16 protein-coding genes are annotated in these 24,104 nt (G+C 69.9%); 11 read left to right on the top strand and 5 right to left on the bottom strand.

Features of this window, described 5'->3' with window-relative positions; all coding sequences use genetic code 11:
• Window positions 1-58: 58 nt before the first annotated feature.
• Window positions 59-1,477: a glycoside hydrolase family 43 protein gene (locus ACTWPV_RS27035; protein WP_443153920.1), complete on the bottom strand. Its 1,419-nt coding sequence runs from the start codon at window positions 1,475-1,477 to the stop codon at window positions 59-61.
• Between the two features lie 567 nt (window positions 1,478-2,044).
• On the opposite strand from ACTWPV_RS27035, the gene ACTWPV_RS27040 reads away from it, so the two are divergent.
• The 5 genes from ACTWPV_RS27040 (at window position 2,045) to ACTWPV_RS27060 (ending at window position 11,376) form a co-directional block, all read left to right on the top strand.
• Window positions 2,045-3,499 carry an endo-1,4-beta-xylanase gene (locus tag ACTWPV_RS27040; RefSeq protein ID WP_443153921.1) on the top strand — a complete coding sequence of 485 codons (1,455 nt, stop codon included), beginning with the start codon at window positions 2,045-2,047 and terminating at the stop codon, window positions 3,497-3,499.
• Window positions 3,500-3,944: 445 nt separating this feature from the next.
• On the top strand, window positions 3,945-6,671 hold the full coding sequence (locus ACTWPV_RS27045) for a beta-L-arabinofuranosidase domain-containing protein (RefSeq protein ID WP_443153922.1): 2,727 nt from the start codon (window positions 3,945-3,947) through the stop codon (window positions 6,669-6,671).
• Window positions 6,668-8,695 carry an RICIN domain-containing protein gene (locus ACTWPV_RS27050; RefSeq protein ID WP_443153923.1) on the top strand — a complete coding sequence of 676 codons (2,028 nt, stop codon included), beginning with the start codon at window positions 6,668-6,670 and terminating at the stop codon, window positions 8,693-8,695. Before ACTWPV_RS27045 ends, ACTWPV_RS27050 begins: the two co-directional genes overlap by 4 nt.
• Window positions 8,696-8,732: 37 nt before the next feature.
• The gene (locus ACTWPV_RS27055; RefSeq protein WP_443153924.1) at window positions 8,733-10,199 is read left to right on the top strand and encodes a non-reducing end alpha-L-arabinofuranosidase family hydrolase; all 1,467 of its coding nucleotides are present in this window, start codon (window positions 8,733-8,735) and stop codon (window positions 10,197-10,199) included.
• Window positions 10,200-10,353: 154 nt separating this feature from the next.
• The gene (locus ACTWPV_RS27060; RefSeq protein ID WP_443153925.1) at window positions 10,354-11,376 is read left to right on the top strand and encodes a LacI family DNA-binding transcriptional regulator; all 1,023 of its coding nucleotides are present in this window, start codon (window positions 10,354-10,356) and stop codon (window positions 11,374-11,376) included.
• Here the strand turns inward: ACTWPV_RS27060 and ACTWPV_RS27065 are convergent.
• Window positions 11,373-13,742 (bottom strand): helix-turn-helix transcriptional regulator, encoded by a 2,370-nt coding sequence (locus ACTWPV_RS27065; RefSeq protein WP_443153926.1) that lies wholly within the window; start codon window positions 13,740-13,742, stop codon window positions 11,373-11,375. The genes ACTWPV_RS27060 and ACTWPV_RS27065 overlap by 4 nt on opposite strands.
• Before the next feature lie 196 nt (window positions 13,743-13,938).
• Here ACTWPV_RS27065 and ACTWPV_RS27070 point away from each other — a divergent pair, with 196 nt between their 5' ends.
• From ACTWPV_RS27070 to ACTWPV_RS27095, 6 genes are all read left to right on the top strand, one after another.
• Window positions 13,939-14,463: an ATP-binding protein gene (locus ACTWPV_RS27070; RefSeq protein WP_443153927.1), complete on the top strand. Its 525-nt coding sequence runs from the start codon at window positions 13,939-13,941 to the stop codon at window positions 14,461-14,463.
• A gap of 86 nt (window positions 14,464-14,549) precedes the next feature.
• Window positions 14,550-15,302: a sensor histidine kinase gene (locus ACTWPV_RS27075; protein WP_443153928.1), complete on the top strand. Its 753-nt coding sequence runs from the start codon at window positions 14,550-14,552 to the stop codon at window positions 15,300-15,302.
• Window positions 15,303-15,619: 317 nt separating this feature from the next.
• Window positions 15,620-17,035, top strand: coding sequence for an amidase (locus tag ACTWPV_RS27080; RefSeq protein WP_347643517.1), 1,416 nt, complete (start codon window positions 15,620-15,622; stop codon window positions 17,033-17,035).
• Window positions 17,036-17,101: 66 nt separating this feature from the next.
• Window positions 17,102-18,283 (top strand): sugar ABC transporter substrate-binding protein, encoded by a 1,182-nt coding sequence (locus ACTWPV_RS27085; protein WP_443153929.1) that lies wholly within the window; start codon window positions 17,102-17,104, stop codon window positions 18,281-18,283.
• The gene (locus ACTWPV_RS27090) at window positions 18,262-19,824 is read left to right on the top strand and encodes a sugar ABC transporter ATP-binding protein (RefSeq protein WP_443153930.1); all 1,563 of its coding nucleotides are present in this window, start codon (window positions 18,262-18,264) and stop codon (window positions 19,822-19,824) included. The genes ACTWPV_RS27085 and ACTWPV_RS27090 overlap by 22 nt, the downstream gene beginning before the upstream one ends.
• Window positions 19,817-20,866 carry an ABC transporter permease gene (locus tag ACTWPV_RS27095; RefSeq protein ID WP_347643514.1) on the top strand — a complete coding sequence of 350 codons (1,050 nt, stop codon included), beginning with the start codon at window positions 19,817-19,819 and terminating at the stop codon, window positions 20,864-20,866. The genes ACTWPV_RS27090 and ACTWPV_RS27095 overlap by 8 nt, the downstream gene beginning before the upstream one ends.
• A gap of 63 nt (window positions 20,867-20,929) precedes the next feature.
• On the opposite strand, the gene ACTWPV_RS27100 is transcribed toward ACTWPV_RS27095, so the two are convergent.
• From ACTWPV_RS27100 to ACTWPV_RS27110, 3 genes are all read right to left on the bottom strand, one after another.
• Window positions 20,930-22,045, bottom strand: a complete 1,116-nt coding sequence (locus ACTWPV_RS27100; RefSeq protein WP_443153931.1) for an NAD(P)/FAD-dependent oxidoreductase — start codon at window positions 22,043-22,045, stop codon at window positions 20,930-20,932.
• Window positions 22,046-22,139: 94 nt separating this feature from the next.
• The gene (locus ACTWPV_RS27105; RefSeq protein ID WP_443153932.1) at window positions 22,140-23,636 is read right to left on the bottom strand and encodes an acyl-CoA synthetase; all 1,497 of its coding nucleotides are present in this window, start codon (window positions 23,634-23,636) and stop codon (window positions 22,140-22,142) included.
• Window positions 23,629-24,102 (bottom strand): MarR family winged helix-turn-helix transcriptional regulator, encoded by a 474-nt coding sequence (locus ACTWPV_RS27110; RefSeq protein WP_443153933.1) that lies wholly within the window; start codon window positions 24,100-24,102, stop codon window positions 23,629-23,631. The genes ACTWPV_RS27105 and ACTWPV_RS27110 overlap by 8 nt, the downstream gene beginning before the upstream one ends.
• Window positions 24,103-24,104: the final 2 nt, after the last annotated feature.

Raw genomic sequence — 24,104 nt, forward strand, 5'->3', positions numbered from 1 at the left:
CCGGATGGCGATGCGTGTGGATGGAGGAGCCATGGCGGGAGCATCAGCCGGCTCGGTGCTACTGGGGCGAGGCGTCGTTGCCGGAGGAACCGCCGGTGAACTGCCACCAGTCGACGTTGAACAGGTAGCCGCTGCCGCCGGTGTACCTGAAGTACAGGTCGCGGGTGCCCGTCGCGCCGTTCACCGGGCAGGTGACCGTCGTCCACGCCTGCCAGCCGCCGGTGCCCGGGACGGTGCACGTCCCCACCAGCGTGCCGTTGGCACCGTCCAGGCGGAGCTCCATGCGGCCACCGCTGGTCGCCGATGCCACCCGCGCGCTGAAGGACGTCGCGCCGGAGCCGAAGGCTACGCCCTTGACCTTGATGTGGTCCCCGTTCTCGATCCACCCGACGTTCATGCCGCCCTCGCCGGCGGGTTCGGTCTCCACGCCGGACGCCCAGGCGATCGTCTCAGCCTCCTGGCGGGCGTAGGGGTTCACCGTGCCCACCTGGGGCGCTCCGGCCGTGGTCATGGAGATCGTGGGGATGCTTCCGTCGGCGTTGTAGGTGAACTTCTCGACGGCCACCGAGCGGGTGAAACCGCCACCGCCCGGCAGGGCGCCGTTGTGGTAGAAGAAGTACGATCCGCCCTTGTAGTCGATGACGCCGGGGTGGTTGGTGAAGCTGCTGCCCTGGGTGGGCATGACGGTCCCGCGGTAGGTCCAGGGGCCGGTGGGGCCGGGCGCCGTCGAATAGGCGACGAACTCCGAGCAACATCTCGCTGCGAAGACGTTGTAGTAGAGGCCGTTGCGCTTGTAGACCCAGGGGCCCTCTTCGTACAGGGTGGGACGGTTGCTGTCGCCGGTGCGGGTGCCGAAGCCCGCGGTGGTGAGCGGGATCTGGGTGGGGCTGCCGGAGTACGAGATCATGTCGGCGTTGAGCTTGACGTACCAGAGGTTGGGGTTGCCCCAGTACAGGTAGGCCTGCCCGTCGTCGTCGATGAAGACACTGGGGTCGATCTCGCCGTTCCTGACGAGGGGGCGGCCTATGGCATCCGTGAAGGGCCCGGTGGGGCTGGTGGAGACCCCGACGCCGATGGCCATCTGGCCGCTCGCCCGGTCCTTCACGGGGACGTACCAGTAGAACTTGCCGTTTCTGTATACGGCCTGGCCCGCCCACGCGTCCGCGCTCGCCCAGCTGAAGGTGGCCACGCTCATCGGCGAGCCGTGGTCGGTCCAGTTCACCATGTCCGCGGACGACCAGACCCGCCACTCCTTCATGGTGAACCACGTCGAGCCGTCCTCGTCGTGTCCCGTGTAGAGGTAGACCCGGCCGTTGTGCACCAGCGGAGCGGGGTCGGCGGTGTAGATCGTCTGGACGATCGGGTTGTCCGCCCTGGCCGTGCCCGGGATCGCCGCCACGACGCAGAGCAGCGCCACGATCACCATCGCGCAGCGCCTCGCCATGACGCCGAACCGAAGGGGGGATGCGACTTTCATGGTCACCTTCCGAAGTCGGGCGGGCATTTGTGCGAGGCGCGGCGGGGTCAGGTCATGGGTACGCCTCTTCGCTGTTAGCGCTAACAAACCGTTGTCCGGTCGAGCTCCCTCTGGGGCCGTGGGATGTGGTGGCGCAACGGAGCAAATACGAGACGGAAAGCTACTGTCAAGAGCGTCTTAACGTGCAGTTGGCCGGCGGACGCAACACTCCAGCGCACTCACCTCGGTCGATCGGGCCCGAGCGCCGCCCAGCAGCGAGAGCGTCGCCATGAAACTTTCAGCCGAGCCCCACCCAGGCGCGTCCGGCCGAAAGCATCGAGGCCGCGCGCCACGCGTCGAGCCAGGACGACCGGCACTGACGGGGCAGACGCTCCGAAACATTTCACTAGATTCTTGACAATTTTCGGCGCGCTTCCCACACTGAGTGCCCAAGGTGATCTCCCTGACCAGGTCGGTGGCGCTGAGCAGGGGGACCGCCGTCCCGACGCCTGTGGTGTGCGTCCCCACCGGGGCGCGGCGCCGGTCCCGGGGGATCCTTCCCCATGGTTCGCTTATGGAGGCTCAAGCATGCGTGTCAACGCCATGTCCCCACCCCCCGCCCGACGGTCGCCCGGCGCGCGCCGCCGGGCACTGATCACCGGCGCACTCGGCGCGATCGGCCTGGTCGCAGCCCTGACGACCGCGATTCCCGCCAATGCGGCCGAGAGCACGCTCGGCGCGGCGGCAGCGCAGAGCGGCCGCTACTTCGGCACCGCCATCGCCTCGGGCAAGCTCGGCGACTCCCAGTACACCTCGATCGCCGGTCGCGAGTTCGACATGGTGACGGCCGAGAACGAGATGAAGATCGACGCCACCGAGCCCAACCGGGGCCAGTTCAACTTCAGCCAGGGCGACCGCGTCTACAACTGGGCCGTGCAGAACGGCAAGCGGGTGCGCGGGCACACCCTGGCCTGGCACAACCAGCAGCCGAACTGGATGCGGCAGATGGAGGGCGGCTCGCTGCGCCAGGCGATGATCGACCACATCAACGGCGTCATGAACCACTACAAGGGCAAGATCTACGCCTGGGACGTGGTCAACGAGGCCTACGCCGACGGCAACTCCGGCGGGCGGCGTGACTCCAACCTCCAGCGCACCGGCAACGACTGGATCGAGGTGGCCTTCCGCACCGCGCGCGCCGCCGACCCTAACGCCAAGCTGTGCTACAACGACTACAACATCGACAACTGGAACTGGGCCAAGACGCAGGGCGTCTACAACATGGTCCGCGACTTCAAGTCACGCGGCGTGCCGATCGACTGCGTCGGCCTGCAGTCGCACTTCAACAGCAACAGCCCGTACAACAGCAACTACCGCACGACCATCCAGAGCTTCGCGGCTCTGGGGGTCGACGTGCAGATCACCGAGCTGGACATCCAGGGCGGCTCGGCCACCACGTACGCCAACGTCGTCAACGACTGCCTGGCGGTGCCGCGTTGTACCGGCATCTCGGTCTGGGGGGTTCGCGACAGCGACTCCTGGCTGGGCGCCAGCGCCTCCGCGCTGCTCTTCGACGGCAACGGCAACAAGAAGGCCGCCTACACCGCGGTACTCAACGCGCTCAACGGCGGCGACACGACACCGCCTCCCGGCGGGGGCGACGAGGGGCAGATCCGGGGCACGGCCTCCGGGCGCTGCGTGGACGTGCCCAACGGCAGCACCACCGACGGCACCTCGGTGCAACTGTGGGACTGCCACGGCCAGAGCAACCAGCAGTGGACGCAGACCTCGTCCGGAGAGCTGACGTCCGGCGGCAAGTGCCTGGACGCGGGCGGCTCGGGCAGCGGCGCCAGGATCCAGATCTACTCCTGCTGGGGCGGCGACAACCAGAAGTGGCGCGTCAACTCCGACGGCACGATCGTGGGCGTGCAGTCCGGGTTGTGCCTGAACGCCAACGGCTCCGGCAACGGCGCGCAGCTGCAGTTGTCCAGTTGCTCAGGCAGCAGCAACCAGAAGTGGACCTACAACGCGGGCAGCGCGTGAGCCGCACCAGCCCGTCGCCCAGGCGCCTGCTGACCCAGGCCGGCTCCATCTGCTGACCGCACCACTGGTGCGACCCTTCTTCAGCCCCGGTGGGGAGGCCGGGGAAGGCTGAGCCGCACCCGGCCGAAGCGGCGGGTGCGGCTCGACAACGTTCAGCATCCCGAGGCGGCAAGTTAACCGGCGTTCGCCGCAACTTACCGTGGCGACAGCCGGTGGAGCGGTGAAACTTTCACCGGCACGTACAGCGCGAAACCGCAGGCGGGAAGGGGCTTCATGGCATCGCCCAGGCCGGCGAGGCACATCCCTCGTTGACGCCGTGCCGGACCGTCGGCTGTACTCCGCGACAACGTGCTCAACGATCCGTCCACCGCCTGCCGCGAAGGGATGTTAACGCTAACAAACGTGGCCGGCGGCGGCCGGCCACCCCCCACCTCCAAGGAGCCCCATGTCCTTGAGCCGCCGTCAGCTCTTACAGGCCGCAGGCGCGACCACCGCGCTCTCGGTCGCCGGCCAGGTAGCCGGCGCCTCCCCCGCCCTGGCCGCACTCCCATGGGCCAGATCCGACATCGGCGTCTCGGCCTACGCGTTCGACCTCGGCCAGGTCCGGCTGACCTCGGGCCGCCTGCTGGACAACCAGAACCGCACCCTGAACTACCTGCGCTTCGTCGATGTCGACCGGCTGCTGTACGTCTTCCGGGCCAACCACCGCCTGTCCACCAACGGCGCGACGGCCAACGGGGGCTGGGACGCGCCCAGCTTCCCGTTCCGGTCCCACATGCAGGGCCATTTCCTGACGGCGTGGGCGCAGGCCTACGCCGTGCTCGGCGACACCACCTGCCGGGACAAGGCCGAGCACATGGTCGCCGAACTGGCCAGATGCCAGGCCAACAACGGCGCTGCCGGGTTCACCAGCGGCTACCTGTCCGGCTTCCCCGAGTCCGACATCACCGCCGTGGAGAACCGCACCCTGACCAACGGCAACGTGCCCTACTACTGCATCCACAAGACCCTGGCCGGGCTACTGGACGTGTGGCGCCTGATCGGCGACACCCAGGCCAGGACCGTGCTGCTGAGCCTGGCCGGCTGGGTGGACACCCGCACGTCGCGGCTGAGCTCGAGCCAGATGCAGGCCATGCTCGGCACCGAGTTCGGCGGCATGAACGCCGTGCTGACGGACGTGTACCAGATGACCGGCGACTCCCGCTGGCTGGCCACGGCCCAGCGGTTCGACCACGCGGCCGTGTTCAACCCGCTGGCCGCGAACCAGGACCGGCTCAACGGGTTGCACGCCAACACCCAGGTGCCCAAGTGGATCGGGGCAGCCCGGGAGTACAAGGCGACGGGCTCCACCCGTTACCGCGACATCGCCGCCAACGCCTGGTCCATCACTGTCAGCGCGCACACGTACGCGAACGGCGCCAACAGCCAGGCCGAGCACTTCCGCGCCCCCGACGCGATCGCCGCCCACCTGACCAGGGACACCGGCGAGGCGTGCAACACCTACAACATGCTCAAGCTGACCCGGGAGTTGTGGCTGCTGTCGCCGACCCGGGCCGACTATTTCGACTATTACGAGAACGCCCTGCTCAACCACCTGATCGGGCAGCAGGATCCGGCTGACGCACGCGGCCACGTCACCTATTTCACTCCGCTCAACCCGGGCGGACGCCGCGGCGTCGGCCCGGCCTGGGGCGGCGGCACGTGGAGCACGGACTACAACTCCTTCTGGTGCTGCCAGGGCACCGGGATCGAGACCAACACCAAGCTGATGGACTCGATCTACTTCCACAACGGCAGCACACTGTTCGTGAACCTGTTCGCGCCCTCCACGCTCGACTGGAGCCAACGCGGCATCACGGTCACGCAGACCACCTCCTATCCGGTCAGCGACACCACGTCGCTGCGGGTCACCGGTGACGCGGGCGGATCGTGGACGATGCGCATCCGCATCCCGGCCTGGACCCAGGGCGCCACCATCAGCGTCAACGGCGTGCAGCAGGACATCTCCGTCACCCCCGGCGCGTACGCCGATCTCACCCGATCGTGGACGCCGGGCGACACCGTGACCGTGCGGCTGCCCATGCGCGTGGTCATGAAGGCCGCCAACGACGATCCGAACGTGCAGGCCGTCACCTACGGCCCGGTCGTGTTGTCAGGCGACTACGGCAACAGCAGCCTGTCGGCGGCCCCCGCCCTGACCTCCTCGTCGATCAGCCGGACCAGCACCTCGTCCCTGGCCTTCACGGCCACCGCCGATGGGGCGCCGGTGCGGCTGGGGCCGTTCTACGACGCCCATGACCACAACTACGTCGTCTACTGGAACACCGGTGGTCAGGGCGACACCGGCGAGGCCACCTTCCGGCTGCTCAACGCGGCCAGCGGGCTGGCCCTCGGCATCCTGGACATGTCCACCGCCGACGGCGGCCTGGCCCTCCAGTGGACGGACAACGGCACCGCCGACCACGACTGGGTTCCGGTCGTCGACGGCAACGCCCTGCGATTGCGCAACGCGCACAGCGACAAGGTGCTCGGCGTCGAGAACATGTCCACCGCCGACAACGCCCGGGTGCTCCAGTGGGGTGACACCGGCACCGCCGACCACCGCTGGACGATCTCGGACGTCGGCGACGGCTCCGTCAAGATCCGCAACGTCCACAGCTCCAAGCTGCTCGGCATCCAGAACGGATCGACCGCCAACGGCGCCCAGGCGGTCCAGGACTCCGACGACGGGAGCGCGGACAACCAGTGGCGGTTCGTGCCCAACGGCGCGCGGCGCGTGCAGAACGTGGGCACCGGGATGGTGCTCGGCGTCACCGGCATGTCCATGGCCGACGGCGCGCTCGTCATCCAGTGGGGCGACACCGGCACCGCCGACCACCTGTGGACGGCGATCGTCGACACCGGCGGCTACCTGCGGCTGCGCAACTCGGGCAGCCAGAAGGTGCTGGGTGTGGAGAACATGGGCACCGCCTCGGGGTCGCGTGTCCTGCAGTGGGCCGACAGCGGCACCGCCGACCATCGCTGGCGGCTGCGCTACGGGTCGGCGGCCGCCTTCCGGATCCAGTGCGCCAACGGCGGCCGGGTGCTCGGCCTCGCCGGCACCTCCCAGGGCGCGCAGGTCGTGCTCGCCGACGACAACGGCTCGAACACCAACCTCTGGAGGTTCCTGTGAGACGCGTCCTCGCGGTCCTCTCGTCGCTGCTTCTCGTGGGCGTGCTCCTCACACCCCAGGCGTCAGCGGCGACGGTCGACACCAACGCGTGGTATGTCCTGGTCAACCGCAACAGCGGCAAGGCCCTCGACGTCTACAACCTCGCCACCAACGACGGCGCCCGCATCACCCAGTGGTCCCGTAACAACGGCAACCAGCAGCAGTGGCAGTTCGTCGACTCCGGCGGCGGCTACTACCGCATCAAGTCCCGCCACTCCGGCAAGGTCCTCGACGTCCACAACTTCTCCACCGCCAACGGCGGCGCCATCGTCCAGTGGAGCGACCACAACGGCACCAACCAGCAGTGGCGCCTGGCCGACAGCTCCGACGGCCACGTGCGGTTCATCTCCCGCCACAGCAACAAGGCACTGGAGGTCCAGGGCGCCTCCACCGCCGACGGCGCCAACATCGTCCAGTACGACGACTGGGGCGGCGCCAACCAGCAATGGCAGCTCGTCCGGGTCGACGACGGCGGCGACCCTGATCCCGGCAGCACCTACACCAACCCGGTCGTCTGGCAGGACTTCGCCGACGGCGACATCATCCGGGTCGGCGACGCCTACTATTACTCGGCCTCGACGATGCACTACTCGCCGGGCGCGCCGATCCTGCGCTCCTACAACCTGGTCGACTGGGAGTACGCCGGCCATTCGGTGCCGAGGCTCGACTTCGGCTCGGGCGCCTACGACCTCAACGGCGGCCGGGCGTACGTGAAGGGCATCTGGGCCTCGACGCTCAACTACCGGCCCAGCAACAGCACCTACTACTGGATCGGCTGCGTCGAGTTCAACAGAACCTACGTCTACACCGCCTCCGCCGTGGACGGCACGTGGACCAAGCGCTCGCAGATCAACAACTGCTACTACGACGCGGGCCTGCTGGTCGACAGCGACGACACGATGTACGTCGCCTACGGCAACGGCACCATCAGCGTCGCCCAGCTCTCGGCCGACGGGCTCAGCCAGGTGCGCGCCCAGCAGGTGTTCCAGACTCCGAGCAGCGTCGGCACGCTGGAGGGCGCCCGCTTCTACAAGCGGGGCGGCTACTACTACATCTGGCTGACCCGCCCCGCCAACGGCCAGTACGTGCTCCGCTCCACCTCGCCGTGGGGCCCGTACGAGATGCGGCAGGTCCTGCTCGACATGCCCGGCCCCATCTCCGGAGGCGGCGTGCCGCACCAGGGCGGGCTCGTCCAGACCCAGAACGGCGCCTGGTACTACATGTCGTTCGTCGACGCCTACCCCGGGGGCCGCGTCCCCGCACTCGCGCCGATCACCTGGACCAACGACTGGCCGACCGTGCAGACCGTCAACGGCGGCTGGGGTGTCACCTACCCGAAGCCGGACATCCAGACCAGCCGGACCGTGGCCTCCATGATCGGCCCCGACACCTTCACCTCGGGCAGCCTCGGGCACCGCTGGGAGTGGAACCACAACCCCGACACGAGCCGCTTCTCCACCGGCGACGGCCTGCGCCTGCAGACCGCGACCGTGACGAACGACCTCTACAACGCCCGTAACACCCTGACCCACCGCATCCAGGGCCCGTCATCGACGGCGACGATCGAGCTCGACTACTCGCAGATGGCCGACGGCGACCGCGCCGGGCTTGCCATGCTGCGCGACCAGTCGGCCTGGATCGGCGTCAAACGCGACAACGGCGTCAACCGGGTCGTGATGACGAACGGGCTGACCATGAACAGCTCGTGGCAGACCACCGGCACCGGGACCGAGGCGGCGAGCGCGAACGTCTCGGGCGGCCGGATCTGGTTGCGGGTCAACGCGGACGTCCGGCCCGGTTCGGGCAGGCAGGCCCGCTTCTCCTACAGCACCGACGGCAGCACCTTCGTCAGCCTCGGCCCGGCCTTCACGTTGAACAACGCCTGGCAGTTCTTCATGGGTTACCGCTTCGGGATCTTCAACTACGCAACCCGGTCCCTCGGCGGCGCGGTCACCGTGAGCCGCTTCGATCTCACCACCCCCTGACGCAACACATCGACACACAGGAAGGCATCAACCACCCATGGCGAAATCCAGATCCCTGTCCGTCCTCGCGGCGGTGGCCACCTTACTGGCGAGCCTGCTCGTCGGCCTGCAGGCTCAGTCAGCCAGCGCGGCCACCGTCGACACCAACGCGTGGTATGTCCTGGTCAACCGCAACAGCGGCAAGGCCCTCGACGTCTACAACCTCGCCACCAACGACGGCGCCCGCATCACCCAGTGGAGCCGCAACAACGGCAACCAGCAGCAGTGGCAGTTCGTCGACTCCGGCGGCGGCTACTACCGCATCAAGTCCCGCCACTCCGGCAAGGTCCTCGACGTCCACAACTTCTCCACCGCCAACGGCGGCGCCATCGTCCAGTGGAGCGACCACAACGGCACCAACCAGCAGTGGCGCCTGGCCGACAGCTCCGACGGCCACGTGCGGTTCATCTCCCGCCACAGCAACAAGGCACTGGAGGTCCAGGGCGCCTCCACCGCCGACGGCGCCAACATCGTCCAGTACGACGACTGGGGCGGCGCCAACCAGCAATGGCAGCTCGTCCGGGTCGACGACGGCGGCGACCCCGGCGAGCCCGGCGAGTGCGACCTTCCGTCGAGCTACCGCTGGACCTCGACGGGAGCGCTGGCGACGCCGAGGCCGGGCTGGGTCTCGCTCAAGGACTTCACCGTCGCCCCCTACAACGGCAGGCACCTGGTCTACGCGACGACACACGACACCGGCACGCGCTGGGGCTCGATGAACTTCAGCCCGTTCAGCAACTGGTCGGAGATGGCCTCGGCCAGCCAGAACGCCATGTCCTCCAGCACCGTCGCGCCCACCCTGTTCTACTTCGCCCCGAGGAACGTCTGGGTGCTCGCCTACCAGTGGGGCAGCACGCCGTTCTCCTACCGGACCTCGACCGACCCGGCCAACCCCAACGGCTGGTCGGCGGAGCAGCCGCTGTTCACCGGCAGCATCTCCGGCTCCGGCACCGGCCCCATCGACCAGACGCTCATCGGTGACGGCACGAACATGTACCTGTTCTTCGCCGGCGACAACGGCAGGATCTACCGGGCGAGCATGCCGATCGGGAACTTCCCCGGCAACTTCGGCTCGTCCTCGACGGTGATCATGAGCGACTCGACGAACAACCTGTTCGAAGGCGTTCAGGTCTACAAGCTTCAGGGCCAGAACAAGTACCTGATGCTCGTCGAGGCGATCGGCTCGCAAGGCCGCTACTTCCGCTCGTTCACGGCGACCAGCCTGAACGGTTCGTGGACGCCGCAGGCCGCGAGCGAGGGCAACCCGTTCGCCGGCAAGGCCAACAGCGGCGCCACCTGGACCAACGACATCAGCCACGGCGAGCTGATCCGGGCGAGCGCCGACCAGACCTTCACCGTCGACCCCTGCAACCTGCAACTGCTCTACCAGGGCCGCAGCCCCAACTCCGGTGGCGACTACGGCCTCCTGCCCTACCGTCCAGGGCTGCTGACCCTGCAGCGCTGACGATGTGACCCCGGCTCTGATGGTCCTGACGTTCACGGCCCCATCGGATGGGCGCTGTCACGGCACACGATCAGGACCATGAGGGCCGGGGTGGCGGGCTCGGCGCACGGCCGAGCCCGCCCGGGGCCCCGTACCCCGTGATTAGACTGCCGCCATGACCACGGAGTCGTCCCCCCTCACCATCGCCCAGCTCGCCGAGCTGGCGGGCGTGTCCACCGCGACGGTCTCCAAGGTCGTGAACGGCCGGTCGCAGGTGTCGTCCGAAACCCGTGCCGCCGTGGAGGAGCTCATCCGGCGGCACGGCTACCGGCGACAGCGCCGCCGGTCCACGCCGACGGCCCTGGTCGAGCTGGTCTTCCACGCGCTGGAGGGCGACTATCCCGTCGAGATCACCAAAGGTGTGGCGCGGGTCGCGCGGGAGCACGAGCTCACGGTGGGGATATCGGACCTGTGCTGCGACCGAAGCGCCGCGGACGCCTGGCTGGAGGGCGTGTTACGGCGCCGCCCGAGCGGTGTGATCGCGGTGTTCTCCTGCCTGACAGAAACCCAGCACGAACAGCTCGCGCTCCGCGAGATCCCGCTCGTCCTGCTGGATCCGGCCGACGCTCCCGCGCGGAACATCCCCTCGGTGGGGGCCGGCAACTGGAACGGCGGGCTCACGGCCACCCGCCACCTCCTCGGGCTCGGGCATCGCCGCATCGGCATCATCACCGGGCCGGACTCCGCGCTGTCCAGCCGGGCCCGTCTCGACGGCTACCGCACCGCCCTCGACATGGCCGGCGTGCCCGTCGATCCGGAGCTGGTCGGGCGGGGGGACTTCCTGATCGAGGGCGGCCTGGCCGAGGGGCACCGCATGCTGCGCCTGCCCGACCGGCCGACTGCGATCTTCGCCACGAACGACGGCCAGGCCATCGGCGTCTATCACGCGGCCCACCGGCTCGGCCTGCGCGTCCCTGACGATCTCAGCGTGATCGGCTTCGACGACATGCCTTCGATGCGGTGGGCCATCCCGCCGTTGACGACCGTCCGCCAGCCCCTCGCCGAGATGGCCGCCGCGGCCACCTCCATGGTGCTGAAGCTGGTCAACGGCGAGCAGCCGCCACAGAGCCGCGTCGAGCTGGCCACCGACCTCGTCGTACGCGAGAGCACCGCGCCTCCCCCGCTCCCTCCCGCCTAGTCCTCCGGCGGCGGCGCGGCACGGTCGAAGTACCAGGCAGCGATCTGGGTGCGCGACGTGAAGCCGAGCTTGGTCAATATGTGCTCCACATGTCCCTCCGCGGTGCGGGTCGATATGACCAGCCGGGCGGCGATCTCCTTGTTGCGCACGCCCTGCGCGATGAGGCCGGCCACCTCCAGCTCGCGCGGAGTCAGCTCCGTGGCCTCAGCCCGCTGTCTCGGCGCGGCCTCGGCGCCGGTCCTGACCGGATCCGCCGGATCCTCCAAGGCGTAGGCGACGGCCTCGTCGACGTCGAGACCAGCCCCCTCCTCGGCAGCCGCCTCGAACGCCTCCTCACCCAGCCGTTCGCGCACCGCCGCCTCGCACTCCTGGTGCGCGCCGGAGTAGACCTGGAAGCCGGGCAACGACAGCCCCAGGATCTCGCGGATCGACGCGGCGGCACCGAGCAGGCGGGCGGCCCGATCGTCTCGTCCTTGCGCGGCCGTCGCCCAGGCCAGGGACTCGATGGCCCATGCCGCGCCGTAGCGGTATCCGATGGCGCGGCCGATGCGGATGCTCGTACGGAACAACTCCAGCGCGGCCTCCGTCTCCCCCGCCAGCCACCGCTCGATGCCGCTGACCCACACCCCCATGGAGATCTCTCCCTGCGCCCCGGCGTCCTCCGCCGTCTTCCGGCATCGGGCCGCGAACGCGGCGGCACGTGGATCACGTCCGAAGGCCGCCGCCAGGGCCAGGTAGAAGGCGGGCAGGAACGGGCCCTGCAGCACGTCTTCCCTGGCGAGGACGCCGGTGTTCTCCTCATACCAGCGGACGGCCTCCTCCAGCTGGTCGACCGCACCGCGATGGTCGCCCAGCAGGAGAGCGAGCCGGCCCGACAGGCACTTCTCCATGGCCTGCGCGCTGCCGTCCTGCCAGTCGCGGGCCAGCTCGGAGCAGTCGGCGATCAGCGGGGTCGCCACGTCGACCTTCCCCTGCATCAGGGCGAACAGCGCCGCCGTCGCCAGCGCCCTGAACCGCGCCGGTCGCGCACCCTGCACAAGCTGGAGCGCGCGGTCGAGCCAGTAACGCGCCTCGCTGAAGCCGCCTGAGTAGACCCAGTAGCCATAGAGCCGGGTGATGATCTCCAGCCCGGTCACGGCCAGTGCCGGATCTCCGAGCGAGGTCTCGAGCGCCACCCGGAAGTTGGGCATCTCGCGGACCACGCTGGTGTAGTGGTCGGCCTGCAGGGGGGTGAACCAGCCGGCCTGCGTCCGCTCGCTCAGCCGCCGGTAGTGGTCCAGGTGGCGGCGGCGTACCCGCGCCTCGGAACCGCCGGCGATGTGTCGCTCCGAGCCGTACTGGCGGAGCAACTCCAGCATCCTGTAGCGCAACCGGGCGCCGCTGCGCTCGGAGGTCAGGACGGACTTGTCGATGAGCGCCGCGAGCAGCGGCAGGAGCTCCTCGCGTGCCAGCCCGTCACCCGAGCACACCTCCTCGGCCGCGTCCAGGTCGAAGCCGCCGGAGAAGACGGTGAGACGCTGCCAGAGCGTCTGTTCCTGAGGCGAGCACAGCTCGAAACTCCAGGCCACCGTCGCGCCCAGCGTCTGGTGCCTGGGCACAGCGGTCCGGTAGCCCCGTGTGAAGAGATCCAGGTGATCGCCCAGCCGCTCGACGATCTGGTCGAGGGAGAGGACCCGCAGTTGCACCGCCGCCAGTTCGATGGCGAGCGGGATGCCGTCGACGAGCCGGCACAGCTCGGCCGCGCCGTCGTGGTCGGCCGCCGGCTCGAATGACGGATCGATGGCTCTGGCGCGTTCCAGGAACAGCGTCACCGCCTCACCCCGGCCCGTGTCAGCGGCCGCCGGCCCGTGACCGTCCGGCGGCAGCGACAGTGGTGGCACGACATAACGAACTTCGGACGGGACGCCCAGCGCTTCCCGGCTGGTCGCCAGGATCCGCACGTCCGGAACCGCACGGATCAGCGCATCGGCGAAAGCGGCGCACGCGTCGATCAGGTGCTCGCAGTTGTCCAGCACCAGCAGCGTCTGTTTGCCGCGCAAATGGCCGATCAGCGCATCAAGGGAGGAACGTGACGTCATGTCATGCACGCCCAGGGTTTCGGCCACCGCGCGGTCCAGCAGCTTGCCATCCTGCAGCAAGGCCAGTTGCACCAGCCACACGCCGTTGGAGAAGGCGCGACGCATCGTGGCCGCCATGTAGACGGCCAGCCGGGTCTTGCCCACCCCGCCAGGGCCCGTGAGCGTCAGCAGCCGCGTGGACGACAGCAGCCGTTTGACGTCGGCGGCCTCGCGTCGGCGCCCGACGATGTCCTTGCTGTCCGCCGGAAGGTTGTCGGTCGCCTGCCTCAACGCCGCCCGTGAAGCCACGTTTTCCCCCGCAACCTGCCCTTTCGTGCGATCCCCGCCTTCGGGCTCGCGACTCGTGGTCGCGGCTCTACCCGGCACGCGGTCCCCTACACACGTACGCATGCCCCAAATAGGCAATTCCCCGGTTATGCCCCGTAGCGGGCCGCCGCACGATGGAGATGTCAGGAATCCGTACAGGTCACAGGGAGTGGGCGCCATGAACAGGTTCGAGAGCGAGGCGCCTCGCCGCATCCGGAGAGAGCCGCGGCGTCATGCCACATACCAGCCAGCACATCGTCACCCGCGAACCCCGCCCTTGCGGGCCTGCGCCGGCTGCGACAGGCGCCGCCGGACGTCGTGGCTCTTCCCGCCCATCGTCGCTTCGGTGCCGCAGGCGCGGCACAGCGTGGGTGCGCAGGCGCGGCAGTGGGGATTCGCCGACGAGAGCACCACCGCCGAACTGCTCGTCTCTGAGGTGCTCGCCAACGCGCTCGCCCACACCGACGAGCCGGTGCACGTCCGTATGAGCGATGAGGACGGTGCTCTGCGGCTGGAGGTCGAAGAGCACGGCGCGGCCACGCCGCTGCCTCCCGCCCGGCTGTCCGGCCCTGACGAGGAGAACGGGCGGGGCCTGTTCCTGCTGGCAACGCTGTCCCGCGGGTGGGGCGCGGACTGCACGAGGACGGGCAAGGTCGTCTGGTTCGAGGTCGCCGGCGAGTTCGGAGCCGAGGACGCCGCCTGAGAAAGCCGTGGCGAATGCGTATTTCCACGGTGTCGGAAGCGGCTTCGCGACCGGCATGCTGAAGATCACGACTCAGTGGAGGATTCATGACCACAGCCGATGACTGCGGCGAGATCGCCACCCTCGTCGCGCGGATGGAGCATCTGGTGGAGCGGATGCGGGCACAGAATCGACAGTTCGTCACCGATGCCTCGCACGAGCTGGGCACTCCCCTGGCCGGCCTCCGGTTGCGGCTGGAGGAAGCGCGCATGCACCCCGGCCAGACCGACCTGGACGACCTCGTACGCCATGCCCTGCGGGAGGTGGACCGGATCCAGGCCATCATCGGCGACATGCTGATGCTCGCCAGGCTGGACGCCGGCTCCCCGGAACCGCTCCTGGCCATCGACGTGGCCGATCTCGTCAGGGAGGAGGTCGGCGAGCGGCCCCACGTCCTGCCCATCCATCTGGACCTGGAAGAGGGCTTGATCGTGGGCGGCGTCAGCGGCACCCTCGCCCGCCTGCTCGGCAACCTGCTGGACAATGCCGAACGCCATGGCAGGTCGGCGGTGCGGGTCTCGGTCCTCAGCGAGGACGGCGAGGTCCTGGTCCTGGTCGACGATGACGGCCTGGGCGTTCCCCCGCAGGAGCGCGAACGGGTCTTCAACCACTTCGCCAGGACCGACAGCGCCCGCGGCCGCGACCACGGCGGTTCCGGGCTCGGCCTGCCCATCGCCCTGGCCATCGCCGAAGCCCACAGCGGCACGCTGACCGCCCAGGAATCGGACATGGGCGGCGCCCGGTTCGTGCTGCGCCTTCCCCTGCTGTACGTCGACGCGATGACGAGCGAAGTGGCATGAGAACCTTCCGGCGGCAGCGGCCGGCCACCGGATCGAGCCCGGGCGACGGCATGGACGCGATGGACGGACCGTGCCCGGCCCAGCGCATACGACGTTTGTTCTCCATAGCAGAATTAGGTACGCCTCTGCGGAACGTGCGGCTTAACGTGTCCCCATGTCGAGCACATCTACGCACGTAGACGGCGTGCGGAGGGACATGCCCGCCCGGTCGGGCGGCTCACCGGGATCACCGAGACAGCGCCTGCGCCACGACTTCACGACCGGGCTGCCGGCCGGCTGTCGGGGCACCGGCGTGGAGCCGTGATGGGAGGCAACCCATGGACCCGTTCGTGTCCGCGGTGCGGCTAGCCGGAGCGATCCGTGCCCGCGAGCTCAGCCCGGCCGAGGCCGCCACCGTCTACCTGGACAGGATCGACCGGCTCGATCCGGAGATCAACGCGATCGTCTGGCGCAACGACGAGGAGGTCATGACCGCCGCCCGCGCGGCCGAGCGGGCGCTGATGTCCGGCGACCGGATCGGACCGTTCCACGGGGTCCCGATACCGATCAAGGACCTGACCTCGGTGGCGGGGCAGCCCAACACGATGGGATCGCGAGGTGTCTCCGACACCCCGAGGACGACGAACGACCTGGTCATCGACCGGCTCCTGCACGCCGGCTTCATTCTCATGGGCCGGACCAACACCCCCGAGATGGGCACGCTGCCCGTCACGGAGAACGCCCGCTACGGGCGGACCGCCAATCCGTGGGATCTCACCCGTTCCCCCGCGGGTTCGAGCGGCGGGGCGGCCGCCGCCGTCGCGGCGGGCATGGCCCCCGTGGCCCACGGCAACGACGGCGGCGGATCGCTCCGCATGCCGGCCTCCGCCTGCGGACTGGTCGGGCTGAAGCCCAGCCGGGCGCGGATACCGCAACGCGCCCAGTCGTGGTGGGAATACTGCACCACCGAGGGGGTCATCTGCCGCTACGTCGAGGACGTCGCGACGATACTGGACGCACTCTGCGCCCCCGATCCGCTCGCCTGGTTCCAGGCGCCCGTCCCCGGCCGCCCGTTCGCGGCGGAGCTGGGACGCGAGACGGAGCGGTTGCGGGTCGGCCTGCTCCTCGACGCCCCCACCGGGCTGCCGGTCGACCCCGAGTGCGTCAACAGCGCCCTGGCCGCCGGCGCCCTGCTCGAAGAGCTGGGGCATGAGGTCTTCCCCGTCACTCCGTTCCTCCTCAGCCCTGAAGGCGCGCAGGCCTACGTGGAGAAGGTCATCGCCGCCTCGCTCTATGTCCATCCCTTCGACGACCCGGAGGCCGCCGAGCCGTACAACCGGCACCGGTGGGAACGGGTGCGGGGCATCGACGCCGGCCAGTACGTGCAGGCCGTGGCGCGGCTGCAGGCCGAGTCGCGGCAGGTGGTCGCCCAGTGGGGACGCGACTTCGATGTGCTGCTCACTCCCACCATGGCGGGCCCGCCACCACGCCTCGGCACGGTGCTGGACGACGCCAACCGGCATCCGGACACGGCGATGCCCAGCGCCCTGGCCATGGTCTCCTTCACCGCGGTGGCCAGCGTCACGGGCCTGCCGGCCATCAGCCTGCCCGTCCACGTCGCAGCCGACGGGCTTCCCATCGGCGCGCAGTTGATCGGCGCGCCGTTCGACGAGGCCACGCTGATCAGCCTGGCCGGCGACATGCAGGCGCTGGCGGGCTGGCCCGCCGCACGCCCGCCCCGCTACAGCTCCTGAACCGCTCTCCCCTCACGCTCAACCGTCTCTCCGACGGGAGCATGGCCCCATCAAGGAATCACCGCCATGGTCAACACTCCAAGGTATTCCCGCACCCCCTTCCTCGGCCTCCTGCTCACCGCCTGCCTCGCACTGGCGGCATGCGGCACGACCACGTCGCACAGCGGCGCGGACACCTCGTCGAGCACGTCCGCCGCGGTGCTCGACGCCGCCACGAAGGCCGTCGAGAACGGCTACGCCGGGGACTACTCCGAGCCACCGAAGTCGGGGCCCAAGCCCGCGGCGGGCAAGAACATCTGGGTGATCACAGCGTGGCAGCAGGTCCGCGCGCTGGCCTACCAGGCCGAACAACTCACCGAGGCGGCCACCGCGCTGGGCTGGAAGGCGCACACGTGCGACGGCCTGAACAACGCCAACGGCGGCATGGCCGCCTGCGTCCGCCAGGCCACGGCGGCCGGCGCCAGCGGCATCGTGCTGGTGTCGGTGGACTGCGCCCCCGTACGGCAGGCCCTCGTGGAGGCGAGGAAGGCCGGCGTGAAGATCGCCTCCTTCAGCGGGTTCGACTGCGACGACCCCACGCAGGACGGCAGCTCACCGCTCTTCGACGCCCCGGCCGGCTACAGCGCGGGCATGCCGGACCTCGCCGCCTTCTACACCCGGCTGGGCACGATGCGAGCCGATCTCGCCATCGCGCAAACCCAGGGCAAGGCCAAGGTGCTGCACATCGCCTTCCACGGCATCGCGTTCGGCGAGTACGTGGCCAAGGGGTTCGCGGACCGGATCGCCGACTGCGGCGGCTGCGAGATCGTCAGCACGGTCAAGATCGCGCCCGCGGACGTCCCGAACATCCGCCAGAAGTTCGAGACCGCGCTGGTGCAGGTGCCGCAGGCCAACGTCGTCGCGGTCGACGTCGACCACTTCTTCGTGGCGGGCATCCAGCCGGCGCTGGTGTCCAGCCCGCGCAAGGACCTGGTGGTGATCGGCAACGAGTGCCAGATCGACAACCTGGACTACATCCGCAGCGGCAAGGGCCAGCAGTTCTGCCTCGGCGCGTCGAACGCCTACCGCGCCTACACGACGATCGACGCCATGAACCGCGTCTTCAACGACGACGAGCTCGTCCCCGGAGGCGTCGGCATCCAGATCGTGGACCAGGAGCACAACCTCCCCGCCCCCGGCTCCGAGTACGTCGGCCCCGTCGACTACGCCGGCCTCTACGGCAATACGTGGAACGGCTCGTCACGATGAAAGGCGGCCCGTCCACGACAGCCATCCGGCTGACCGGCATCAACAAGACCTTCGACGGCGTACGGGTGTTGCGGAACGTGGGCTGCACCATCGCTCCCGGGTCCGTCCACGCTCTCCTCGGTGGCAACGGGTCCGGCAAGTCGACGCTGCTGAAGATCCTCGCCGGTGTTCACCCGGCCGACCAGGGCGGCACGATCGCCATCCACGGCCGGACGCACGCCGCGGGATCCTACGGCCCGGCGATCGCGCGCCAGGCCGGGCTCCGCTTCGTCCATCAGGACCTGGGGCTCGTCCCCGATCTGACGGTCAGCGAGAACTTCGCGCTCGAAGGCGGCTATCCGCGGCGGGCCGGGCTGGCCATCTCCTGGCGCGGGCTGCGCCGAGCGACCCGCCAGATCCTGGAACGCGCGCACGTCGACGTCGATCCGCACGCTCTGGTGCGCGATCTCCGGCCGAGCGATCGCACGCTGGTGGCCATCGCCCGGGCGCTGCGCGACAGCGACGAGGGCAGTCACGTGACGCTCGTGCTCGACGAGCCCACCGCCAGCCTGCCGCAGCACGAGGCCGAGGTCCTCCTGGAGGCGATCCGCCGGTGTCAGAGCCGGGGCCAGACGATCGTCTATGTCAGCCATCGCCTGTCGGAGGTGCTCGAGATAGCGGACCGCGTCTCGGTGCTCCGCGACGGGGTGGTGGTCGCGGAGCGCTCCACCGCCGGCCTGGACGAGGCCCGGATCGTGGCGCTCATGACCGGTCAGGAGGCGCGAAAGCCGCTGCCCCGCGGGGTGCCGGAGGCCGGGGCGAGAACGGTCCTGAGGGTCAGCGGCCTGGCGGCGGGCCCGCTGCGCGACGTCGACCTGACCGTGCGGCGCCACGAGATCGTGGGGGTCGCCGGCCTGCTCGGGTCGGGCCGTTCGACGCTGCTGCGGGCCCTCTTCGGCAGCGCACGCGTGGAGCGCGGCGGATTCGAGGTCGACGGGGCGCCCGTCCGGCTCCGGTCCCCCAGGGACGCCATCCGCCGCGGCATCGCCCTGGTGCCCGAAGATCGCGGCAAGGACGCCGCCTTCGCCGGCCTGCAGCTGTGGGAGAACGTCTCCGCGACGGCCATCAGCGCGTACTGGTCGGGCTGGCGGATGGCGCGCGCGTCCGAACGGCGCGACGCCACGCGCCTGATCGGGATCTTCGGCATCCGCACGGCCACCCCGAACGCCCCCTTCGCCCACCTGTCCGGGGGCAACCAGCAGAAGGCCGTGCTCGCGAGATGGCTGCGGCTCGATCCCCGCCTGCTGCTGCTCGACGAACCCACCCAGGGCGTCGACGCGATGGCGCGGGCCGACATCCACGAGCTCATCAGGGAGCACGTGGCCAGGGGCAACGCCGCGCTGGTCGTGTCGTCGGACTTCGAGGAGCTGGAGTCGTTGTGCCATCGCGTGATCGTGCTCCGCGACGGTTCGCCGATCGCCGAGCTCACCGGCCCCCGGCTCACGGAGGCCGCCATCGCCGAACTCACTCAGACCACTTCCAAGGAGCCGGCCCATGACTGACGCTTCGCCCCGCTCGGCCGTGCTGCCGGACCAGGCCCAGGCCCCGCGCGGAACGCCTGTCGCGGAAACCCGCCGTGACCGGTCCTTGGCCGGTGTCGTCGAACGCTACGGCCTGCTCCTGTTGCTCGTCGCGATGGTCGTGTTCTTCGCCCTGCTGCCGTCCTCGGGTGAGGCGTTCCGCAGCGCGGCGAACATCACCTCGGTGCTGGCCAGCCAGGCGGTGGGCCTGACCGTGGCGTTGGCCCTGCTCTTCCCCATGGCGGCGGGGTCCTTCGACTTCTCCGTGGGCGCCGTCACCGCGACGTCGTCCGTCGTGGCGGCGGCCTCGGTGTCCCATTTCGGGCTGCCGCTCGTCGTGGCGATCCTGCTGGCCGTCGCGTCCGGCGTGGTCGCCGGCGCCGTGCTCGGCCTCCTGGTGGCCAGGTACGGGATCAACCCGTTCATCGCGACCCTGGGCATGGCGACCCTGCTGGGCGGTGCCGTCTTCGCGTACACGAACGGGTTGCAGATCAGCAAGGACATCCCCGAGACGCTCACCGATCTGGGCTCCCTGTCGGTGTTCGGCATCCCCCGGATCGTGCTGGCGGCGGCGTCGATCGCCGTGGCGGTGTGGTTCGTGATGCGGCACACCCCGCTCGGCCGTCACCTGTTCGCCGTCGGTTCCAACGCGAGCGCGGCGCACCTGGTGGGCCTGAACGTCACCAGGATCAAGTTCCTGTCGTTCGCGCTGTCGGGCCTGGTCTCCGGTGTCGCCGGCGTGCTGCTGCTGGCCCGCCAGGGAGCCGCGACGTCGGACAACGGGATGAACATGTTGTTCCCCGCGCTGACGGCGGTGTTCCTCAGCACGATCGTCATCGAGGTGGGACGGCCCTCCGTGCTGGGGACCGTCATCGGGGTCCTGTTCGTCGCCGTCAGCGTCAGCGGCCTGACCCTGGTCGGGGCGCCCTCCTGGGTGAGCCAGGTCTTCAACGGCGCGGCGCTGCTCATCGCCGTCGGCCTCGCCGGGGTCAGCCGCCGTGGCGCCGATCCCGCGCGGCTCTGAACTCCGGCGCGGAAACGACGGTGCGGGCCGATGGACATCCATCGGCCCGCACCGTTCTCGACGTCAGCCGGCCACCTCGTTGCTCTGCCGGCCGGCCTGCGCGAGGATCTCGTCGGCGTCGTCGAGCGGAGGGTGGATCACGTCCAGGATCGTCCCCTTCAGCTCCTTGGCCTGCTGTCCGGTCAGCGCCACCGCGCGGTCCCATCCGGTCGTGAACACGGCGCCGGCTGCGCCGAGGCCGAGGCACGTGACGTACGGGTCGGGAGCGAACTCGACCAGCGGCAGGCCGAGCAGGTCGGCGGCGGCGTTGTGACCTGCCGCCTTCCCCATGGGGGTGGCGAACTGGCAGCTCTGCACCGTGTGGTGATCGGCGTCGGCCAGGGCGGCGGCGACGTCGCCGGCGGCGAACACCTCGCCGGAGACCCGCAGATGGCGATCGACCAGCAGCCGGCCGAGCCGGTCGCGCTCCGCGGGGATCTGCTCGGTCATGGGGTGGGCCCGCATGCCCGCCGTCCAGATGACGGCGTCGGCCTGGATCTCGCTGCCGTCCGCCAGGACGACGCCCTGACCGGTGACCGACGCCGCGCTCACTTCGAGGCGTACGTCGACGCCCAGCTCGGCCAGCGCCGCCGTGATCGCGGGACGGGGGCCAGGACCCAGTTCTGGCGCGACGACGTCGGCGCGCTCCAGCAGGATCACCCGCCCGCGGGCGGCCAGCTCGGTGGCGATCTCCAGCCCGGTGAAGCCGGAGCCGATGACCACGGCGGTGAAGCCCGTACGGTCGCCGAGGTGAGCGTTGAGCCTGGCCACGCCGTCGGCGGTGTCGATGTCGAAGAGGTGCTCCGCGCCCGGCAGCGGGGCCCGGACGAGCCGGCTGCCGGCCGCCAGCACCAGCCGGTCGTAGCCGATCGAGCGGCCCTCGGCGGTGACCTTCGAGCCCGACACGTCGATGTCCGTGACCTCCGCCCTCAGGTGGGTCACGCCGATCGGCTCCAGGACGCGCTTGAGCGCGACGCGCGACCAGCCGGGATCGAGCTTGTGCAGGCGCGGTCGCAGGACCATGTCCTCGTTGGGCGCGACGAGCGTGATGCGCAGATCTTTGTCACCTCGCGCGCGAGCAGCGGCGGCCGCGCTCCACACTCCGGCGAAGCCGCCGCCGACGATCAGGACTTCCGACATCGTGTTCCCTTCATCATGGCCGGGCTCGGTGCGTGCCCGGATGTTCGTGAGGCCGGCGGAGCCGCTGGACGTCGTCGCGCACGGCGATGGCCCGTTACCGCAGCTTGTCGCGGTGGATCTTGCCGGACCCGGTCCGGGGCAGTTCGTCCATGAACCGCACCGTCTTGGGGATCTTGTACCTGGCCAGCCTGCCGTCGAGGAAGGCCAGCAGTTCGTGTTCGGTGACCCGGTGGTCGGGGCGCACCCGGACGAAGGCCCGCCCCACCTCGCCCCACCGGCCGTCGGGCACCCCGATCACCGCGCACTCCTCCACCGCGGGATGGCGCAGCAGAGCCGTTTCCACTTCGGCGGGATAGACGTTCTCTCCGCCGGAGATGTACATCTCCTTCAGGCGGCCGACGACGAAGTAGTAGCCGTCCTCGTCGACCCGGCCCACGTCGCCGGTCCGGATCCAGCCGTCCTCCGTGATGGCCGCCGCGGTGGCGTCGGGGCGGCCCCAGTAGCCCGCCATGACGGTGGGGCCCTGGATGAGAAGCTCGCCCTCCGTGGCGCCGGATCCGGCCGCGCCGGAACGTGCCACGCGGACGTCGGAGAAGAAGTGGGGAACGCCGGCCGAGCCGACTTTCGCCGTGCTCATCTCCGCCCTGACGATGAGCGCTCCGGGAGCCGCCTCGGTGAGCCCGTACCCTTGCAGGAACCGCAGCCCGCGCTGCTGGTACGCGGTGATCAGCGCGGTCGGCACGGGCGCTCCCCCGGCGAGCAGGGAGCGGATCGAGGACAGGTCGGCCGAGCCCCAGCGGGGTGAGCGTGTCAGGTCCGCGAACATGGTCGGGACGCCGAACATCCAGGTGACGCCATGCCGCTCGACCAGGTCGAAGCAGTCGTCGACGTCCCAGCCGGTCATGAGCACCGCGCAGCCGCCCTTGAGCAGGGTCGGCAGGAGCGTCATGTTGAGCGCGGCGACGTGGAACAGCGGCGCGCTGATCAGGGTGACCTCGTCGCCGGTGATGTCGAGCTCGACGAGCACGTTCATGCAGTTCCAGATGACGTTGCCGTGCGTGAGGACCGCGCCCTTCGGGCGTCCCGTGGTGCCCGAGGTGTAGAGGATCATCGCAGGATCGTCGGATCCGACCGGTTCGTCGATGGGGTCGGCGGGCGAAGCCTGCAGCCGTTGCTCGAAGTCGGAGGCGGACGCGCCGCCGCCGACGGTGACGAGCACGGGGGAGGCGGCCACCTGCAACTGCTCCACCACCCCGGTGTGACCGGCGGCGTGCACCAGCACGGACGCGCCGCAGTCGTCCAGCTGGAAACTCAGTTCCGCCGCCGTGAGCCGGGTGTTGAGCGGCACGAACACCGCCCCCAGCAGATGGGCGGCGAACATGGTCTCCACGAGCGATGCCGCGTTCGGCCCGAGGTAGGCGACCCGGTCGCCGTGCGCCACGCCCATCGAGCGCAGCGCGTGCGCGAACCGGGTGGTCCGCTCGACCAGGCTCGCGTAGGTCCGTACGTCGGCGCCCGCCACGAGAGCACGCCGGTGCGGCGAGGAGCGGGCACGCCTGAGGGGCCATGAGCCCAGGCCCTGGTTAAGCATCCGAGGTCGCTTCCCTGTCCGGACGGCCCTGGCCGGAGCCGTCGAGAGCCAGGTTTCTGAGGATCGTGAGCAGCTGGCCCTGCTCGTCGGGCGTCAGCCGCGCCAGGAACTCCTGACGTGCCGCGGCCACGTCGGCCCGCGCCCGGTCCCGCATGGCGCGCCCGTCGGAGGTCGCCCGCACCTCGCGTGCCCGGCGGTCGGACGGGTGGGGGCGCCGCGACACCAGGCCCCTGGCCTCCAGCGCGTCGACGAGCGACACCACCGGGCTGGGATCCATGCCGAGGAACTCGGCGATGCCGCGCTGGGACAGGCCGTCGCGGTCGCACACCAGCGCCAGGACGGAGTAGTGACGGACCCGCAGGTCGAGATGGGCGAGCCTGGCGTTGGTCATGCGCACGATCACGCCGCTGGCGTGCGCCAGCAGAAACCCGGTGTCGTCAAGCAGCCCGTCGTCTTGTCCACGCACGG

It is taken from the genome of Nonomuraea sp. KM88 (genome assembly GCF_052245635.1).
Taxonomy (GTDB): Bacteria; Actinomycetota; Actinomycetes; order Streptosporangiales; family Streptosporangiaceae; genus Nonomuraea.

Coding starts and splice junctions, on each gene's coding strand:
- ACTWPV_RS27080 (WP_347643517.1), top strand. CDS start 15,620: ATGGACCCGTTCGTGTCCGCGGTGCGGCTAGCCGGAGCGATCCGTGCC.
- ACTWPV_RS27060 (WP_443153925.1), top strand. CDS start 10,354: ATGACCACGGAGTCGTCCCCCCTCACCATCGCCCAGCTCGCCGAGCTG.
- ACTWPV_RS27035 (WP_443153920.1), bottom strand. CDS start 1,477: ATGAAAGTCGCATCCCCCCTTCGGTTCGGCGTCATGGCGAGGCGCTGC.
- ACTWPV_RS27070 (WP_443153927.1), top strand. CDS start 13,939: ATGAACAGGTTCGAGAGCGAGGCGCCTCGCCGCATCCGGAGAGAGCCG.
- ACTWPV_RS27055 (WP_443153924.1), top strand. CDS start 8,733: ATGGCGAAATCCAGATCCCTGTCCGTCCTCGCGGCGGTGGCCACCTTA.
- ACTWPV_RS27095 (WP_347643514.1), top strand. CDS start 19,817: ATGACTGACGCTTCGCCCCGCTCGGCCGTGCTGCCGGACCAGGCCCAG.
- ACTWPV_RS27085 (WP_443153929.1), top strand. CDS start 17,102: ATGGTCAACACTCCAAGGTATTCCCGCACCCCCTTCCTCGGCCTCCTG.
- ACTWPV_RS27045 (WP_443153922.1), top strand. CDS start 3,945: ATGTCCTTGAGCCGCCGTCAGCTCTTACAGGCCGCAGGCGCGACCACC.
- ACTWPV_RS27100 (WP_443153931.1), bottom strand. CDS start 22,045: ATGTCGGAAGTCCTGATCGTCGGCGGCGGCTTCGCCGGAGTGTGGAGC.
- ACTWPV_RS27075 (WP_443153928.1), top strand. CDS start 14,550: ATGACCACAGCCGATGACTGCGGCGAGATCGCCACCCTCGTCGCGCGG.
- ACTWPV_RS27105 (WP_443153932.1), bottom strand. CDS start 23,636: ATGCTTAACCAGGGCCTGGGCTCATGGCCCCTCAGGCGTGCCCGCTCC.
- ACTWPV_RS27040 (WP_443153921.1), top strand. CDS start 2,045: ATGCGTGTCAACGCCATGTCCCCACCCCCCGCCCGACGGTCGCCCGGC.